Annotated in this window: 18 protein-coding genes; 6 read left to right on the forward strand and 12 right to left on the reverse strand. The window is 72.0% G+C overall.

Annotation, left to right across the window (positions count from 1 at the left end; all coding sequences use genetic code 11):
* Nucleotides 1-208: 208 nt before the first annotated feature.
* Nucleotides 209-1,171: a D-2-hydroxyacid dehydrogenase family protein gene (locus tag AB0J02_RS13085; protein ID WP_363193695.1), complete on the forward strand. Its 963-nt coding sequence runs from the start codon at nt 209-211 to the stop codon at nt 1,169-1,171.
* 13 nt (nt 1,172-1,184) lie between these two features.
* Here AB0J02_RS13085 and AB0J02_RS13090 read toward each other — a convergent pair whose 3' ends face one another.
* Together AB0J02_RS13090 and AB0J02_RS13095 are read right to left on the reverse strand one after the other, a co-directional pair.
* A complete protein-coding gene (locus AB0J02_RS13090) occupies nt 1,185-1,649 on the reverse strand; it encodes a cupin domain-containing protein (RefSeq protein WP_363193696.1) in 465 nt (154 codons plus the stop codon).
* Nucleotides 1,650-1,702: 53 nt separating this feature from the next.
* Nucleotides 1,703-2,515, reverse strand: coding sequence for a nitroreductase/quinone reductase family protein (locus AB0J02_RS13095; RefSeq protein ID WP_363193697.1), 813 nt, complete (start codon nt 2,513-2,515; stop codon nt 1,703-1,705).
* A 363-nt stretch (nt 2,516-2,878) separates the two neighbouring features.
* Between AB0J02_RS13095 and AB0J02_RS13100 the strand changes: the two genes are divergently transcribed.
* Both AB0J02_RS13100 and AB0J02_RS13105 read left to right on the forward strand, forming a co-directional pair.
* Entirely contained in the window at nt 2,879-3,664 is a 786-nt protein-coding gene (locus AB0J02_RS13100; RefSeq protein ID WP_363193698.1) for an SAM-dependent methyltransferase, read from the forward strand.
* 204 nt (nt 3,665-3,868) lie between these two features.
* Nucleotides 3,869-5,503: a GMC oxidoreductase gene (locus AB0J02_RS13105; protein ID WP_363193699.1), complete on the forward strand. Its 1,635-nt coding sequence runs from the start codon at nt 3,869-3,871 to the stop codon at nt 5,501-5,503.
* A 39-nt stretch (nt 5,504-5,542) separates the two neighbouring features.
* On the opposite strand, the gene AB0J02_RS13110 is transcribed toward AB0J02_RS13105, so the two are convergent.
* Genes AB0J02_RS13110 through AB0J02_RS13120 form a run of 3 tightly spaced genes read right to left on the reverse strand, consistent with a single transcriptional unit; the run spans nt 5,543 to nt 7,995 of the window.
* The gene (locus AB0J02_RS13110; RefSeq protein ID WP_363193700.1) at nt 5,543-6,022 is read right to left on the reverse strand and encodes a carboxymuconolactone decarboxylase family protein; all 480 of its coding nucleotides are present in this window, start codon (nt 6,020-6,022) and stop codon (nt 5,543-5,545) included.
* The gene (locus tag AB0J02_RS13115) at nt 6,019-7,101 is read right to left on the reverse strand and encodes a dihydrodipicolinate reductase (RefSeq protein ID WP_363193701.1); all 1,083 of its coding nucleotides are present in this window, start codon (nt 7,099-7,101) and stop codon (nt 6,019-6,021) included. Before AB0J02_RS13115 ends, AB0J02_RS13110 begins: the two co-directional genes overlap by 4 nt.
* A 39-nt stretch (nt 7,102-7,140) precedes the next feature.
* Nucleotides 7,141-7,995 (reverse strand): fructosamine kinase family protein, encoded by an 855-nt coding sequence (locus tag AB0J02_RS13120; protein ID WP_363193702.1) that lies wholly within the window; start codon nt 7,993-7,995, stop codon nt 7,141-7,143.
* A gap of 118 nt (nt 7,996-8,113) precedes the next feature.
* On the opposite strand from AB0J02_RS13120, the gene AB0J02_RS13125 reads away from it, so the two are divergent.
* Nucleotides 8,114-8,839: a type 1 glutamine amidotransferase gene (locus AB0J02_RS13125; protein ID WP_363193703.1), complete on the forward strand. Its 726-nt coding sequence runs from the start codon at nt 8,114-8,116 to the stop codon at nt 8,837-8,839.
* A gap of 66 nt (nt 8,840-8,905) precedes the next feature.
* Here the strand turns inward: AB0J02_RS13125 and AB0J02_RS13130 are convergent, their stop codons facing one another.
* Complete coding sequence (locus AB0J02_RS13130; protein WP_363193704.1) at nt 8,906-10,147, reverse strand: benzoate/H(+) symporter BenE family transporter; 1,242 nt, start codon at nt 10,145-10,147, stop codon at nt 8,906-8,908.
* Nucleotides 10,148-10,266: 119 nt separating this feature from the next.
* Between AB0J02_RS13130 and AB0J02_RS13135 the strand changes: the two genes are divergently transcribed.
* The gene (locus tag AB0J02_RS13135) at nt 10,267-10,809 is read left to right on the forward strand and encodes an XRE family transcriptional regulator (RefSeq protein WP_363193705.1); all 543 of its coding nucleotides are present in this window, start codon (nt 10,267-10,269) and stop codon (nt 10,807-10,809) included.
* Between the two features lie 12 nt (nt 10,810-10,821).
* On the opposite strand, the gene AB0J02_RS13140 is transcribed toward AB0J02_RS13135, so the two are convergent.
* From AB0J02_RS13140 to AB0J02_RS13160, 5 genes are all read right to left on the reverse strand, one after another.
* Nucleotides 10,822-12,369, reverse strand: coding sequence for a substrate-binding domain-containing protein (locus AB0J02_RS13140; protein WP_363193706.1), 1,548 nt, complete (start codon nt 12,367-12,369; stop codon nt 10,822-10,824).
* Between the two features lie 91 nt (nt 12,370-12,460).
* Nucleotides 12,461-12,733: a DUF3817 domain-containing protein gene (locus AB0J02_RS13145; protein ID WP_363193707.1), complete on the reverse strand. Its 273-nt coding sequence runs from the start codon at nt 12,731-12,733 to the stop codon at nt 12,461-12,463.
* 2 nt (nt 12,734-12,735) lie between these two features.
* Nucleotides 12,736-13,203, reverse strand: a complete 468-nt coding sequence (locus AB0J02_RS13150) for a hypothetical protein (RefSeq protein ID WP_363193708.1) — start codon at nt 13,201-13,203, stop codon at nt 12,736-12,738.
* 2 nt (nt 13,204-13,205) lie between these two features.
* Nucleotides 13,206-13,526, reverse strand: coding sequence for a hypothetical protein (locus AB0J02_RS13155; RefSeq protein WP_363193709.1), 321 nt, complete (start codon nt 13,524-13,526; stop codon nt 13,206-13,208).
* 70 nt (nt 13,527-13,596) lie between these two features.
* Nucleotides 13,597-14,268: a DJ-1/PfpI family protein gene (locus AB0J02_RS13160; protein ID WP_363193710.1), complete on the reverse strand. Its 672-nt coding sequence runs from the start codon at nt 14,266-14,268 to the stop codon at nt 13,597-13,599.
* Nucleotides 14,269-14,498: 230 nt separating this feature from the next.
* Here AB0J02_RS13160 and AB0J02_RS13165 point away from each other — a divergent pair, with 230 nt between their 5' ends.
* Nucleotides 14,499-15,443 carry a helix-turn-helix domain-containing protein gene (locus tag AB0J02_RS13165; RefSeq protein WP_363193711.1) on the forward strand — a complete coding sequence of 315 codons (945 nt, stop codon included), beginning with the start codon at nt 14,499-14,501 and terminating at the stop codon, nt 15,441-15,443.
* 36 nt (nt 15,444-15,479) lie between these two features.
* Here AB0J02_RS13165 and AB0J02_RS13170 read toward each other — a convergent pair whose 3' ends face one another.
* A complete protein-coding gene (locus tag AB0J02_RS13170) occupies nt 15,480-16,253 on the reverse strand; it encodes a FadR/GntR family transcriptional regulator (protein WP_363193712.1) in 774 nt (257 codons plus the stop codon).
* Between the last annotated feature and the right edge of the window lie 219 nt (nt 16,254-16,472).

Here is a 16,472-nt window from a genome sequence, read left to right on the forward strand (position 1 = left end):
GAAAGTGAAGACATGGGGGGGTGTGCGTGGTGCGTTAACTTCAAGAGTTGATTTAAGAGACGGGCGGAAGTCGCGTCAAGGCATTCGTCCGTACCAAGTCGTCGAGCGGCAGAGGAAGTTCCGGCGAGCGGCCTCGTCCCACGGCGTCCCGGGGCCACCGCAAGGCCCGTACTAGGGTGTTCGTACATGATCGACCCGGGGAGTCTTGGTGACCACGCTGCGCTGTGCCGTACTCGACGATTTTCAGGACGTCGCCCGTGAGCGGGGGGACTGGGCGCGGCTCGCGGACCGGGTCGACGTCCGCTTCCTCAACCGTCACATCACCGCGCACGACGACCTCGTCAAGGAGGTCGGCGACTGCGAGATCCTCGTCGTGATGCGGGAACGCACCCCGTTCCCGGCCGAGCTGTTCGGGCGCCTGCCCGAGCTGCGGCTGCTGATCACCTCGGGCCTGCGCAACGCCTCGATCGACCTGGGCGCCGCGGCCGCCCACGGCGTCACCGTCTGCGGCACCGCCAGCAGCTCCGAGCCGCCCGCCGAGCTGACCTGGGCGCTCATCCTCGGGCTCGCCCGCGGTGTCGTCACCGAGAACGGCAACCTGCGCTCCGGCGGCCCCTGGCAGACCACCCTCGGCGCCGACCTGCACGGCCGCCGCCTCGGCCTGCTCGGACTCGGCAAGATCGGCGCCCGGGTCGCCCGCGTCGGCGCCGCCTTCGGCATGGACGTCGCCGCCTGGAGCCAGAACCTGACCGCGGAACGCGCCGCCGAGGCCGGGGCCACCCTCGCCGCCTCCAAGGAGGAACTCCTCGAAACCAGCGACTTCGTCTCCGTGCACCTCGTGCTGAGCGAACGCACCCGCGGCCTGGTCGGCGCCGACGAACTGCGGAGGATGCGCGACACCGCCTATCTCGTCAACACCTCGCGCGCCGCGATCGTCGACCAGGAGGCGCTGCTGCGGGCCCTGCGCGAGGGCTGGATCGCCGGCGCCGGCAGCGACGTCTTCGAGACCGAGCCCCTGCCCCTGGACGACCCGCTGCGCACGGCCCCGAACTTCCTCGGCCTGCCCCACCTCGGCTATGTCACCCGCCACAACTACGACGGCTACTTCCAGGGCGCCGTCGAGGACATCGAGGCCTACCTGTCGGGCAGCCCGATCCGCACCCTGGGCTGATCCGCCGGACCGGCTACGCGCGCACGAACTCCCGCAACTCCTCGGCGAGGTGCGGGAATTCGTCCAGTACGGCACGCGGGGCGAACTCGTGGTCCGCGTAGTCGAACCCGGGCGTGACGACCTCCGCCACCAGACCGTGGCCGGCGCCGCCGACCAGCCGCGAGGCCTTCCACCACCCCCCGGGCACGAGCAGAAACCGCTCGGCGTCCGCGCCCAGCACGGTGCGCGCGAGCGTGCCCGCGGGATCGACCGTGACGTACTCCAGCGGGCCACCGTCGATGAGGAAGTGCAGGATGTCGCTGCGATTGCGGTGCAGCAGACCGCTCGGCTGCGCCGCGTCGAGCAGATAGTGGATCGACGAGGCCGAGGGGCGCGGGCCGTGCGCGGTCGTCAGCTCGTGCGGGCTGGTGTAGATCCGCCGGAAGTAGCCGCCCTCGCCGTGCCGTTCGAGGCCCAGCTCGCTCTGCCAGTCGCGCACGACGGTTCCTTCCAGCGGGGCTGCGGGTTCGCGGGGGTTGCCCGCAAGCCACCCTACGGGCGCACCGGTGGCCACGGCACGTCGGCGAGCACGGGCAGCAGGTGTTCCTCCTCGTAGTCGAGATGCGCCGTGAGTCGCTTCGTCATGTCCTCGAGTTCGGCGCGGAACACCTCCGGGTCGGCCGTCGCCACGTCGTCGAGCAGGGCCACCAGGGCGTCCTGGATCCGGCCCACCTCGACGTGCTCGGCCCGCAGCCGCTCGAACACGTCGGCCAGCTCCGGGTGCCACCGGGCGATCCCGGGGAACAGGTGTCCGTCCTCGCTCTCGTGATGGAAGGCGAGGGACTGGCAGAACGCGAGGCAGTGCTGCCGGATCTGCAGGCCGAGGCCCGGCCCCGCCGCGGCCGACGCGGCGAAGTGGGCCTCGGTCTCGTCCCGTACGTGCCGCAGCCGGCCGCGCAGCGACACGTGCACCTGCAGCAGCTTCCCGGCGAGTGTCGTCACGGTCTGCGGGGCGTCCGTCTCGGGCCGGTCGAGGACCACGACGGGCAGGGTGCGGGCGGTCCGCGCCTGATGGTCGGCGTATCCGGGCGCGGCCCGGACGACGGCCGCGAACAGCTCGTCGCGGCGCGCACCCTGCGCGGGCACCGCCACGGCCTGGAACGTGTCGGCGCCGAGCGTGACCGTCACGACGGGCCGGGCCAGCAGGTTGTGGTACCAGCCGGGGTGCCGGTCGGCGCCGAGGTGCGAGGCGACGACGAGCAGCTCACCCGCGTACTGGACGTACCCGAGCGGCACGGTGTGCGGGCGGCCCGAGCGGGCCCCGGTGGTGGTGAGCCGAAGGAGGGCGGAAGTGGAGGGAGGCATGGGAAAGCGATCTCCTCAGGAGCGATGCGCGGGAGCGTTGCGGAACGCTGAGCGGCGACGGCGCGCCGGACGTCAGCGGAGAACAGGGGGAGGTGCGCCGAAAGGCGCATGCGCATCAGGTCGCGGAGTGGCTCATGGCGTGATCCCTGAGTGAAGGGCGCTCGCCCGGCGTCCGGCCGGCCCACTGCTCAGTGGCCGGCGCCACGCGGCACCGCGGTCATGGGACCAGACGCCACCGTCCGCTGTCAAAGCCGCACCCGCCGTGAACCCCCAACACCCTGATCAACCCGGGTAGTTGAACATGGCACACTAAGACCAAGGTCATCCGCCTTGCCCCGCCCCTCGCGACGATGGAGCCCGCCCATGACGGCATCCGCCCCCAGGCCCCGGATCGACACCAGCCAGGCGCACCCCGCGCGGGTCTACGACTGGCTGCTCGGCGGCAAGGACAACTACCCCGTCGACGAGGCCGTCGGCGCGCAGCTGCCGCCCGAGGCGCGCGACGCGGCGCGGCAGAACCGGGAGTTCATGCACCGGGCGGCCGCCTGGCTCGCGACGCAGGGCATGGACCAGTTCCTCGACGTCGGCACCGGCATCCCGACCGCGCCGAACCTGCACCAGATCGTGCAGCGCACCGTCCCCTCCGCGAAGGTCGTCTACACCGACAACGACCCCATCGTGCTGCGGCACGCGGAGGCCCTCCTCGTCAGCACCCCCGAGGGTGCCACCGACTACATCCAGGCCGATGTCCGCGACCCGAAGGCGATCCTGGAACACGCCCGTACCATCCTCGACTTCGACCGGCCGATCGCGCTGTCGCTGATCGCGCTCATGCACTTCATCTCGGACGAGCAGGACCCGTACGACATCGTCTCCACGCTGGTCGACGCACTGCCCTCCGGCAGCCACCTCGTGCTCTCGCACGCCTCCTCCGACATCTTCCCGGAGCTGTCGGACCAGGTCACCGCCGAGTACGCGAAGGGTGGCATCAAGCTCGGTTTCCGCACCCGCGACGGTGTGGCCCGTTTCCTGGAGGGGCTGGAGCCCGTGGAACCCGGTCTGGTCACGGCGCCCGAGTGGTTCCGCGACGAGGACGCGCCCGAGCCCGAGGCCAGCGGGATCTACGCCGTGGTGGCGCGGAAGCCCTGACCCGGCCGGGGGCGGGGCCGGCCCCGGACAGAGAGCGGCGTGGCGACGTGGTCGCCACGCCGCTCTGTCGTTGGTACGGGCCCGCGTACAAGATCGGGAGAAGTTGGCGGGAAATGCGCGCACGTTACCTATCGGTATGCATCGACTTGGTAGGCAATCAACAGTAGAACTCGTTCCCATTCCGTCGAGAGTGAGGGACATGCAATGAGTGACTCGACCCGCCCTGAAGTGGCCCGTAACGGAATCTCCCGTCGTGGCTTCCTCGCAGGAACAGGTTCTCTTCTCGGTGCGGTGGCTCTGAGCGGTCACGCCGTCGCCGCCGAGCGGGCCAGGACTTCGGCCGTCGCCGACGGCGCGCACCTCCCGGCCCTCGTCATCGGCACCGGCTACGGCGGCTCCGTCGCCGCGCTCCGGCTCGCCGAGGCGGGCGTCGACGTGCAGATGGTGGAGATGGGCATGGCCTGGGACACGCCGGGGTCCGACGGCAAGATCTTCGCCAACACCACGAGCCCCGACAACAGATCCTTCTGGCTCAGAACCAGAACGAAGCAGCCTCTGAGCAACTTCCTCGGCTTCCCCATCGACAAGGACATCCCGAAGTACACCGGCATCCTCGACGCCGAGGACTTCGCCGGCATCACCGTCTACCAGGGCCGTGGCGTCGGCGGCGGCTCCCTGGTCAACGGCGGCATGGCCGTCACGCCGAAGCGGGAGAACTTCGGCGCCATCCTGCCCTCCGTCGACGCGAACGAGATGTACGGCACGTACTACCCGCGCGCCAACGCCGGACTGGGTGTCGCCACCATCGACCCGAACTGGTTCGAGAGCGCCGAGTGTTACCAGTACGCGCGCGTCGGCCGTAAGCACGCCCAGCGCTCGGGCTTCCCGTTCGTGTTCGTGCCGGACGTGTACGACTGGGACTACATGAAGCAGGAACAGGCCAACACGGTGCCCAGGTCCGCGCTGGCCGGCGAGATCCTCTACGGCAACAACTACGGCAAGAAGTCACTGCAGAAGACCTACCTCCCGCGGGCCAGGGCCACCGGCCGGGTCACCATCTCGCCGCTGCACAAGGTGACGTCCGTCGCCCCGGCCGCGGGCGGCGGGTACACCGTGCGCATCGACCAGCTCAGCACCACGGGCGCTGTCACCGCCACCAAGGAGATCACCGCGGACCGCGTCTTCTTCGCCGCGGGCAGTGTCGGTACGAGCAAGCTGCTCACCAAGCTCAAGGCGACCGGTGCGCTGCCCGCGCTCAACGGCGAGATCGGCAAGAACTGGGGCGACAACGGCAACGTGATGTGCGGGCGGGCCAACCACCTGTGGGACCCCACCGGTTCGCTCCAGGCGTCGATCCCCACCGGCGGCATCGACAACTGGGCCGCGGGCGGCGCGTTCGCCGAGGTGGCGCCGCTGCCGACCGGCATCGAGACGTTCGCGTCGTTCTACCTGTCCATCACGAAGAACCCGAACCGCGCGCAGTTCACGTACAACCCCACGTCGGGCGGGGTCGACCTGAACTGGCAGACCGCGTGGAAGCAGCCGGGGATCGACGCGGCCAAGACCATCTTCGACAAGATCAACGCGAAGGAGGGCACGATCTACCGCACCGATCTGTTCGGCACGTACAAGATCTGGGGCGACCACCTCACATACCACCCGCTGGGCGGCGCCGTGCTGAACAAGGCGACCGACAACTACGGCCGCCTGCACGGGTATCCGGGGCTCTACGTCATCGACGGCGCACTGATCCCGGGCAACACCAGCGTCAACCCGTTCGTGACGATCACGGCGCTCGCCGAGCGCAACATCGACCGGATCGTCGCCACTGACCTGTGACGGCCGCCCCTGCCCAAGTCGCGGCCGCCACCCGGTGGTTCACGGCTTGGGCAGGGCGCACACCGTATCGAGTCCGAGTACGTGGTTGAGGCGGCCGAAGGCCAGCCACGAGCCGATGGCCATGCTCAGCTCCACGATCTCGGCCTGGCTGTAATGGGCGGTCATCCGCTCCCAGAACGCCTCGTCGAGGCCGTGGTGGTCGACGGCGTACCGTTCCGCGTACTCGGCGGCGAGGCGGGTCCGTTCGTCGAACGCGGTCGTGTCGCGCCAGTCCTCCACCGCTTCGATGAACGACGTCTCGACCTTCTCGCCGTCCCGCTCGGTGCGCCAGTCCAGGCAGAACAGGCAGCCGTTGATCTGCGCGACACGCAGCCGCGCCGCCTCGAACTCCCGCAGCCCCAGCGTCGAATGGTCGTACACCGCCATCGAGAACTGGGCCGCCACGGGCCCGATCCCGGGCACCATCTCGCCCCACACGTACGGGATGGGCTCCTCGCCGTCCGGTATGTCGATCCTCAAGGCTGCTTCCTTCCGAGTCGGCCGACGGCGGGGAGCACGGGCACGTCGAGCGCGTCGTAGAGTCCGGGTGGCGCGGCCAGCAGCCAGTCGACGGCGCCGACGAGCCGGCCCACGGCGGTCGCGTTGCCGCCCGCCGCGTGGTTGCCGCCCTCGTCGGTGGCCTGGACGGTGACCTCGATGCGCGGGCTGCCCTCCACGACGACGCGGTGCGCGCCGGCCCCACCGCCGGGCGGCACCGGCCAGTCGGGCGCGCACGAGGGGTGGATCCGGGTCACGTGCTCGACGACGATGCGCACCTCGCCGTCCACGACGCCCTGTACCTCGAACCTGACCGCGCCCTGGGTGCCCGCCGCGAAGTCGCCCATGGCCGCCGTCGTCACATCGCTCTCCAGGGCCCGGCGCTCCAACGTCTCGCGAATATCGTCGAGTTCGACCCCGAGCGCGCGGGCGATCAGGCGCAGCTGCCCGCCCCACACCATCGTGGGGATGGACTCGGCGAGCATCAGCGGCTGGTACTCCATGGGATGGCCCATGCCGACGAGATGGCGGACCGACTCCTCCTGGTCGTACGTCGAGTAGTCGAAGATCTCCTGGCAGCGCAGGACGTCGACGCGGGTGCCGAGGCCGCTGACCAGGAGCGGCAGCACGTCGTTGGCCCAGCCGGGGTCGACGCCCGACACGAACAACGAGCCGCCGCCCTCGTCGATCGCCGCGCGCACCGGATCGGTGAACTCCGGTGGCGCGCCGCGATGGTCGTAGAGCGGGTACAGGGCCGGGCTGACGACGACGGCGCCGGCGCGCAGGGCGCGGCAGATGTCGGCGAGGGCGTCGTCGGGGCGGAGTTCGCCGGAGGCCGCGTAGAAGACGGCACCGGGACGGGCCGCGAGCACCGCGTCGACGTCGGTCGTCGCGGTGACACCGAGGGCGTGGTCGAGCCCGGCCAGGTCGCCCGCGTCGCGGCCGTCCTTGGCGGGGTCGTGCACGAGCACGCCGGAGAGTTCGAGCCCGGGGTGGGCGTCGACGGCTCTGATCGCCGCGCGGCCCACGTTCCCGGTGCCCCAGACCACCGTGGAAGTCATGCGCGGGAGCGTAACCTGACGTGCCGTCAGTTCATAGACCTACCGCGCCAGTTGGGCCCTGGCGGCGGCCAAAGCCTGCTCGGCGTAGCCGCGGCCGAAGAGCGCCGTGTGCACCAGGAGCGGGAACAGCTGGTGCAGCGTGACGCGGTCCCGCCAGCCGTCCGCGAGCGGCGCCGTCTCCTGGTAGCCGTCGAGGATCCGGTCGAGGCGCGGGGCGCCGAACAGGTGCAGCATCGCGAGGTCGGTCTCGCGGTGGCCGCCGTGCGCGGCCGGGTCGATCAGCCACGCGGCGCCGTCCGGGCCCCACAGCACGTTGCCGGTCCACAGGTCGCCGTGGAGCCGGGCGGGCGGCTCGGCGGGTCCCGCGAGACCGGGCAGCCGGTCGAGCGCCTTCTCCACGATCCCGGCCTCGGCGGCGCTCACGGTCCCGTCGTCCACGGCGAGCCGGACGTAGGGGAGCACCCGATGCTCGGCATACCAGCGGGGCCACTCCGTGCCGGGGACGTTGCGCAGGGGGGCGAGGCCGATGAACGCCTCCGTCGGCCCACCGGGCGGCGGGGCGCCGAACGCGGGGGCACCCGTGGCGTGCAGCGCGGCCAGGTCCCGGCCGAACCGCGCCGCGCTCTCGGTACTCGCCCGCCCCTCCGGCACGCGAGCCGTCACCAGCCACCGCGTGTCGTGTCCGTGCACCTCCGGGACGGCGACGGTGCCCGCGTCGGCCAGCCAGCGCAGCCCCGCCGCCTCCGCGCGCACCGCGTCGGGAACGTCGGCGTGCTTGACCATCACCGCGCGTCCGTCGTCGAGGACGACCTCGCTCAGCAGACCGCCCCGCGGGCGCTCCTCGACGGCCCGCCGTCCCGTGAAGCGTGCCGCGGCGGACGACGCGCGGGACATACCTTGCGGACCTTGAGGCATGGCTCCCAGCGTAGGGGGCCGCGGGGCCGTTGACGCGGTGTGCCCCTCCCTGATCTCCTGCCGTGATCCACGAGGCGGACGAGCAAGGGAGTCGAGCATGCCGGCGGACGAGCGGGGCCCCGGCCCGGTCCTGGTCGTGCAGCACACACGGCGCGGCGGGCCCGGTCGGGTCGGCACATGGCTGCGCGAGGCGGGCCTCGACCTGAGCGTGCTGCGCCCCTACGACGGTGAGGATCTGCCCGACGCTCTCGAAGGCCGCCCGCTGGTGGTTCTCGGCGGCGGCTTCCTCCCGGACGACGACGAGCGCGCCCCCTGGCTCCCGGCGACCCGGCGCCTGGTGGCACAGGCCCTCACCGACGCCACCCCGTTCCTCGGTGTCTGTCTCGGCGGGCAGATGCTGGCGCAGGTGGCGGGCGGCGCCGTACGGGCCGAACACGGGCGGCCCGAGTACGGCAGCACCGGGATACGGCTGCGCCCCGAGGCGGCCCGGGACCCGCTCCTGCGCGGCCTGGGGACGGAGGTGCCCGCGATCGAGCGACACGTCGACGCGATCACCGAACTCCCGCCGGGAGCAGCCTGGTTGGCATCCAGCGCGGACTGCCCGCACCAGGCGTTCCGGGTGGGCGCGCGTGCGTGGGGCGTCCAGTTCCACCCCGAGGCGGACGCCGCCCGCACAGCCACGTGGGACCGGGCTCAGCTCGCGGCGCGCGGTGTGGACCGGGACGTCATCCATGCGCGGGCGTTGGCCGACGAGGCCGCGGCGGTGACAGCGTGGTCGGAGTTCACGCGGCGGTTCGCGCGGGTGTGCGGGGCGGGGGTGTGACGGGGGAGTGGTCGAGTCGAGCGGGGCGGCGACGCTCGTGATGGAGGCGGAACCATGCGCCCGCCACTACGCGCCCGCCCGCGCGGCCCTGTCGGGTTCGGGAGCCGCCGGGCTCTCCTGGCCCCGGCTCCGGCGGCGACCGAATGAGGCGACGATGCTCGTGAGCGCCCCCGCCAACAAGCCCCAGAACGCCGAACCGATGCCGAGCAGCGTCACGCCGGACGCCGTGGCGAGGAACGTGACGACCGCGGCCTCGCGGGCGGACGGGTCGGACAGGGCCGAGGCCAGGGACGCCTCGATCGTGGCGAGCAGGCCGATGCCCGCGACGGCCAGCACCAGTGCGTGCGGCATCGCCACCAGCAGCGAGGCCACGGTGGCGCCGAGCAGTCCCACGCACAGGTAGAAGACGCCGGCCCAGACCGCCGCGAGGAAGCGCCGCTCGCGATCCGGGTGGGCCTCCTCACCGGTGCAGATCGCGGCGGTGATCGCGGCCAGGTTGATGCCGAACGCACCGAACGGGGCGAGCACCGCCTGCACGGCGCCGGTCCAGGTCAGCAGCGGCGAGACCGGCACCTGGTACCCGGAGCCGCGCAGGACGGCGACGCCGGGCAGATTCTGCGAGGCCATGGTGACCACGAACAGGGGCACGCCGACACTGACGAGCACCTTCCAGTCGAACTCCGGAGCCGTGAACACCGGCTGCGCCAGCGAGAGTCGCACCTTCTCCAGGTGCCAGCCGCCGGTCAGGACGGAGGCGACGACGCCACCGGCGAGGGCGAGCAGGACCGCGTACCGGGGGAGCAGTCTGCGCCCCAGGAGGTAGAGGACGAACATCGGGAACGCGATGGCGAAGCTGCCGTCCATCTCGGCGAAGAGCCCCGTGCCGAACTGCAGCAGCACCCCCGCGAGGAGCGCCGCGGCGAGGGGCACCGGGATGCGGTCCATCACGCGGGCGAACCAGCCGGTGAGCCCGCTCACCAGGATCAGTACGGCGCTGAAGACGAACGCCCCCACGGCCTTGCCCATCGACACCCCGCTGAGACCGGTGGCCAGCAGCGCCGCGCCCGGCGTCGACCAGGCGGTCACCACGGGGGCCCGGAAACGAAGCGACAGGCCCGCGCACGTCACGGCGAGACCGATGCCCAGGGCGAGCATCCACGACGAGATCTCGCGCGCGTCCGCCCCCGCGGCCCGTGCCGCCGTGAAGACCAGGGCCGCCGAACTGGTCACGCCGACGGTGACGGCGATGAGCCCGGCGGCCACGGCCGAGGGCGGTGCGAGGGCGCGGATGCGGGCGAGCGGGGACATGCGGACATCACTTCCGGAGGTGCGGCAGGGGGTGTTCCATAAACGGAACGTTCCGTTTATGGAACACTAGAGAGGTCGGCGGTGAACCGTCAACAAAGGGACGGACGGGAGTGGGGGCGATGGGCCTCAACGACGAAGTGGGGCGCAGGCTCAAAGGACTGCGCGGCGAACGCGGCCTGTCCCTGTCGGAGCTCGCCCGCCGCTCGGGCGTCGGCAAGGGCACCCTCTCGGAGCTGGAGAGTGGCCTGCGCAACCCCACGCTGGAGACCCTGTACGCACTGACCACCGCACTCGGCACCCCCCTGAGCGCCGTACTCGACGATCCGCCCGCGGGAGTGAGCGAGGGCGCGGGCGGCGTCTCCGGCAGCGCCGTCACCGCCGTGCTCCTGGAACGGCACGAGGACGCCGAGGCCGCCACCGACGTCTTCCGCGTCACCATCGCCGACGGCGCCACCCAGGACTCGACCGCGCACGTCCCGCACACCACCGAAAGCCTCATGGTGCTCTCCGGCACCGCGGTCGTCGGCCTGCCCGGCGCGCCGCAGACAGTGGGCCCGGGCGGCCACGCCCACTGGCGGGCCGACGCCCCGCACCGCTACGGCGCCCCACACGGCGAGGTCCACGGGATCCTCTTCGTGCGGTACCCCAACAACAGGCCCTAGACGTACGTGGCTTCAGTCGCCCTCGCCGCACACCTGGAGCCCGACCGCCGTACCGCAGGGCAGATGGCCGTGGGTGGCGACCACGCCCTTGCCGGTCCCGTTGTCGACGGTGTACGAGAGGAAGCTCGACGCCAGTGAGTCGGCGGGCGGGCGGCCGTAGGTGTACGCGTACTCGATCGCCCGGTACGGGTAGCCGCTGTTCTTGAGCCGGTCGGGGTCGGGCGCCTGCCCGTCGAGGGTGAGCCGGTGCAGTCCGCGCGGCGCCTCCGGCGGGGACGCGGCACGCAGCTCGCTGTACCCGATGGCGCCGGGAGTGCGGGCCACGGTGTCGAGGACCTGCTCCGTCGAGTCGAGCTCGCAGCGCAGTACGGCGGCGGTGCGCACCGTGCGGTTGACGCAGTCGTCGGAGGAGGCGGGCGGTTCGTCGGCGCCCGCCAGGACCCGGCTGCCGAGCGCGCTGCGAGTGCCGGAGCCGGAGGTGCGGCTGACCAGGACGACGGGCAGGTCCGGGCCGCCGAGCCGGCTCCAGTTGCGGATGTCGCCCCGGTAGATACGGCGCACGTCGGCGACGGACAGGTTCGTCAGGCGCACGTCGTCGTGGACGACGAGGGTGAACAGGGAGACCGCGACGCGGCTCTCGCTGAGCCGGGTGTAGCCCGCCGGGCGCGGCCCGTCCGAGAACGCGATCACCGTCGCCCCCTGCTCGGGCCGGCCGTCGGACAGGGCGAGTTCCCGCACCCCGGTACGGCTGCCGTGGGCGGCCACCGTGATGTCCGGACGGCCGCCGCAGTGGGCCCGGTACTTCTTCGCCAGCTCGGACATCACCGGCGCGAACGCGGTCGACCCCGTCAGCCGCAGCGTGCCGCTTTCGCAGTCGTCCGGCAGCGCCGGCGGCAGGAGCAGGGGCAGTGTGGCGGCGGCGATCAGCGCGAGCCCGAGCGCGACGGTCGTCCACCGGGCCTGCTTGCTGAACACCGGCGGCTTCTCGTCCGGGGTGAGACTGTGGTTCTCGTGGAGCGTGCCGTCCTTGAGGTCACCGGTGACGGTCACCCGGTCGCCCTCCTGACCACCCGTCAGAAGCACCAGGATCTTGTAGTGCGCGCCTGGCTTCAGCGGGACGCGCGGTACGCGCAGAGTGCTCGGACCGGCAACGAGCAGACCGGGCTGATTCTCGAAGTAGCCCATCAGGTTGGCGTGTTCGTCGGGCAGCGTGACGTCCTGGGCCTCGATGCGCCGCCCGGGAAATTCGGCGGTGAGCCCGTACTGCGACGACGGGTCGATGTAGTCCGACTCCTCGACGTGCCGCGACCCGTCGTTCTCGATGCGCAGCAGCACCAGGGTGGCGTCCCGCATCGCGGGCAGGTCGTTGAACAGGCCGAGCCGCGGATCGGCCCCGGACAGGGAAGCCGCGCCGTTGTGCCCTATGGCGATGTCCATCTGCTTGCGGAAACCGATGCGCCTGCTGCGCCGCGCCCGCCGGTCCGCGACGAACGGAGTGATGATGGAGACGGCGCCGAGCAGCAGCCCCGCGGCCGTGAAGGCGATCTCGAGCCATCCCATGGGAGCGACGGTACGGACCCGCCGAGTCCTGCGGCGGGTCCGTCACCGAGCTTCGCCGACTGTTCGTCAGGTGTTCAACCGCAGCCGGATTTCAGTGGCCGGCGAGCGCGGCGGCGGGGGGACGGCCGAGCCGCCGGACCGCGAGGAGCCCGCCGATCCCGGGCAGCAGCGCGACGGCTTTTGTGGCGCCGTCCGCCCGTCGCTGCCGCCACGTCGCGCCGATGACGCACAGGTACGCGCAGCCGTGCGCGGGTCCCATGAGGGAGGAGACGGCTTGGAGGTGCATGGTCGCGACGTTCCCCAACAGGAGGGCCAGGGAAAGGAGTTCGGTGTTCGCGGCGATGCGCAGGGGGCGTGTATGCACGGTCACGCTCCTGTGGTGGAGCCCGGACGGACGATCATCAGGACGGTGACCGTGGCCCACAGCAGGTTGAACACACCGGTGAGCGCTGCCAGTTGGCGGGCGGCGCGGGGGTGGGGCGAGGCGGCGGGCTGCCGTACCGCGTCGAGGGCGGTCTCCTGCGCGGGCAGGATCCACAGCGCCAGCACCGCCGCGGCACCGGCGGTCAGCAGGATCGAGACGATCAGCCAGACGTCGCCGAGGACTCCCAGGCTGCTCGCCGTCGCGAACCCGAAGAGCGGCACGGCGACCCCGATGGCCGCGTAGACCCGGCAGATGCGGTGCAGCGTTCCCAGGGTCGACACCGGCTCCGCGTCCCCCGGCGAACCGAGCGCCTGCCGCAGCGACCTGGGGAACATGCCGGCGGCGACGGTGACCGGCCCCACGGTCAGGACGGCGGCCAGGACGTGCAGGCTGAGCAGGAACTTCGTCATGGTCAGCGCTCCGTACCCGGGTCCGCGGGGCGGCGGGCGCCGCTGACCTTCGAGGCCGGCAGGCGCCCGGCGCGGGACGTGCCGCTCAGGGAGTCGCCGTCGACCGTCACGGCGAACGCCAGATTCAGCCGCAGGGGCTTGGTGACGGCCTGCTTCCAGGTGAGGAGGTCGCCGGTCAACCGCACTTCCTTGAGCGGTACTTCTTCGCCCGCCCCGTGTGCGACGCCGGTGAGGGCGGTGCCGTTCTCATGGAGTTCCACGACGGCCTTGACCGTACCGATGGGGGTGGCGACGGACAGGTCCCAGATGCCTTCGACGGACATGCGAATGCTTCTTCTCTCTTCTTGTTTCTTCTCGCCCGCGGTTCCCGGGCGGGGCGGGAGCCGGTCGCGGTCAGAAACCGGCGGGCACCGGGCCGGCGGCACGCCAGACGGTGCCGCGCCGCTCGTACGCGAACAACTCCTCGACGGCGTGGGCGACTTGGGGACCCACCTCGCGCTCCAGCAGATACAGGGCAAGGTCGAGCCCCGAGGTGACACCGGCGCCGGTGACGAGGTCGCCGTCGTCGACGACCCGGGCCCGCACCGCGTGCGCGCCGGTGGCGTCCAGCAGGTCGAGGCCCAGGTGATGTGTGGTGGCACGGCGGCCCTCCAGGAGGCCGGCGAGGGCCAGGACGAGTGAACCGCCGCAGACGGTGGCGACCGTCAGTTCGGGGTTGTCCATCGCGGCGCCGAGCAGTCCGGGCAGTCCGGTGGCGAGGGTGCGGCCGAGCAGCATGGGGATGGTGGCCTCGGCCGCGTCGTCGGCGGGCACGTCGCCGGGTTCCCCGACGGGCCCCGAGGCGCCGGGCACCACCATCAGGCCCGCGCGCGACGGGTCGAGGGCGGCGGTGGCCCGCAGGGTGAGTCCGCCGGTCCCGCCGACCACGTCGCGCGCCCCCTCGGCGGAGACCAGCTCCACCCCGACCGCCCCGCCGGACGCGGCGCCGCCCGCGTGCAGCACCTCGAACGGGGCGATGGCATCGAGGGGATCGAAGCCGTCGAAAAGGACGATCTGGACGTGCATGGGGGAGGTTCCTTCACGTGCGCCGGGTCCGGTCCGCGCCGGGTTCGCCGTCGACGCTAGTCAGCCGGACCCCTGACTCCCAGTGGCATTAATGACGACAGTCAACGGAATAACGCCAAGCGCCAACATCAGCGCGCAAGCGGGTCATCTGCGGGTCGCCCGAGCGATGAAGCACGTACAGGCGTCCGGAAGACAGTGGCGGTATCCAGCGGGAGGAGTATGTTCTGGCCATGCACATCGTCGCCGTCCTGGCGCTGGACCAGGTGATCCCCTTCGACCTGGCCACGCCGATCGAGGTCTTCGCCCGTACCCGCCTGCCGGACGGCCGCCCCGGCTACCAGGTCCGGGTCTGCGCCGAGCGGACCGAGGTGGACGCGGGCACGTTCACGATCCGCGCGCGCCGGGGTCTGGACGGGCTCAAGGGCGCGGACACGATCATCGTCCCCGGCACCGCCACGCCCACCGCCCCCCTCGCGCCCGCCGTCCGTGACGCCCTGCGGACGGCCGCCGCGCAGGGCACGCGCATCGCGTCCATCTGCGCGGGCACCTTCCCGCTGGCGGCGACCGGCCTCCTCGACGGGCTGCGCGCCACGACCCACTGGATCGCGGCGGACCTGCTCGCCGCCGCGTACCCGGCGGTCGAGGTCGACGCCGACGTCCTGTACGTCGACAACGGGCAGATCCTCACCTCGGCCGGCGCGGCCGCGGGGCTCGACCTGTGCCTGCACATGATCCGCCGCGACTACGGCTCGGCGGTGGCAGCGGACGCGGCCCGGCTCTCGGTCATGCCGCTCGAACGGGAGGGCGGGCAGGCGCAGTTCATCGTCCACGACCACACGCCCACGCCCACGCCTCAGGGATCGTCCTTCGAACCGCTCCTCGGCTGGCTCCGGGACCACCTCGACAGCGAACTCACCCTCGCCGACATCGCGGCTCGCGCCGGCGTCAGCACGCGCACGCTCATGCGGCGCTTTCGCGAGCAGACCGGCACCACGCCGCTGCAGTGGCTCCATCGCGCCCGCATCCGGCAGGCCCAGCACCTGCTGGAGACCACCGGGCACCCGGTGGAACGGATCGCGGCCCAGGTCGGCTTCGGCTCGCCCACCGCGTTCCGCGACCGCTTCAAGCGCACGACGGGCGTCAGCCCGCAGGCGTACCGCCGTACCTTCAGCTGAGAGCCTGTGTCGTGGCCGGAGTGCGGGACGGACGGCTCAGGCCGGCCGGTCGCCCTCGCCGCCCGGGTCCACCGACTCCCGCAGCCGCGCGCTCGCCATCCGCATGTGCTCGGCCATCGCCCGGTCCGCCGCCTCCGGGTCCCGGGCGCGGATCGCGTCGAGCACGGCGTCGTGCTCGCACAGGGTGCCGCTGACGGTGCCCTCGATGTCGCTGACCCGCTCCATCCACACCTGGAGCAGCGCCCGGATGCTGTGCAGGATGTCGCTGAGGACCGTGTTGCGGGCGATGCTCGCGCACTCCAGGTGGAAGGCGATGTCGGCGTCGATGAACGCCTTGACGTCGCTGCCCGCCTCCCGCATGTGCCGCAGGTGTTCCTCCAGGCGGGCCACGTCCTCGTCCGTCGCGCGCTCCGCGGCGAGCCGCGCCGAGACGCCCTCCATGTAGGTGCGCACCTCGACGAGGTCCCGGGTGCGTCGCTGGCCCAGCATCAGGCCCCAGTTGATGGCGCGCGGCAGGAACTCCGAGGTGCCCTCGCGCACATACGAGCCCGAGCCCGGCCGGATCTCGATGATGCCCAGCACGTCGAGCGCGGACAGCGCGCCACGGACGCTGGAGCGCGCCACCCCGAGCGCCTCGGCGAGCTGGCGCTCGGCGGGCAGCCGCGTCCCGGGCCTGATGTTGCCCGCGGAGAGGTGGTCGAGAAGTCGCTTGGCGACCTCGCTCACCGAGGACTCCCGCACCACCGGGCGCAGGAGTTGGGCGAGGTCGGGCTGGTCGCCGGGCGCGGCGTTGGCGGGCTGACTGGTCACGGTCACCAGTAGACCAGACCGCCGCTCGGGGCCCCTCGCCGGTCGCGCGCGACATCTCTTCACAGGCGCTTTGTCAAGGGTTCAACCAGAGGCGACAAGTGCGACGCTCGCCACATTGGTAAATTGGTGACCAATTTGAAGATCGGGCATAGCGTGAAACGCAGATCGGCCCCCACCGGCGTGGACAGTCCCGCTGCCCGCCTCCCGGCGCCGAGAGTG

Origin of the sequence: Streptomyces sp. NPDC050264 (genome assembly GCF_040655895.1) — a bacterium.
GTDB lineage: Bacteria > Actinomycetota > Actinomycetes > Streptomycetales > Streptomycetaceae > Streptomyces.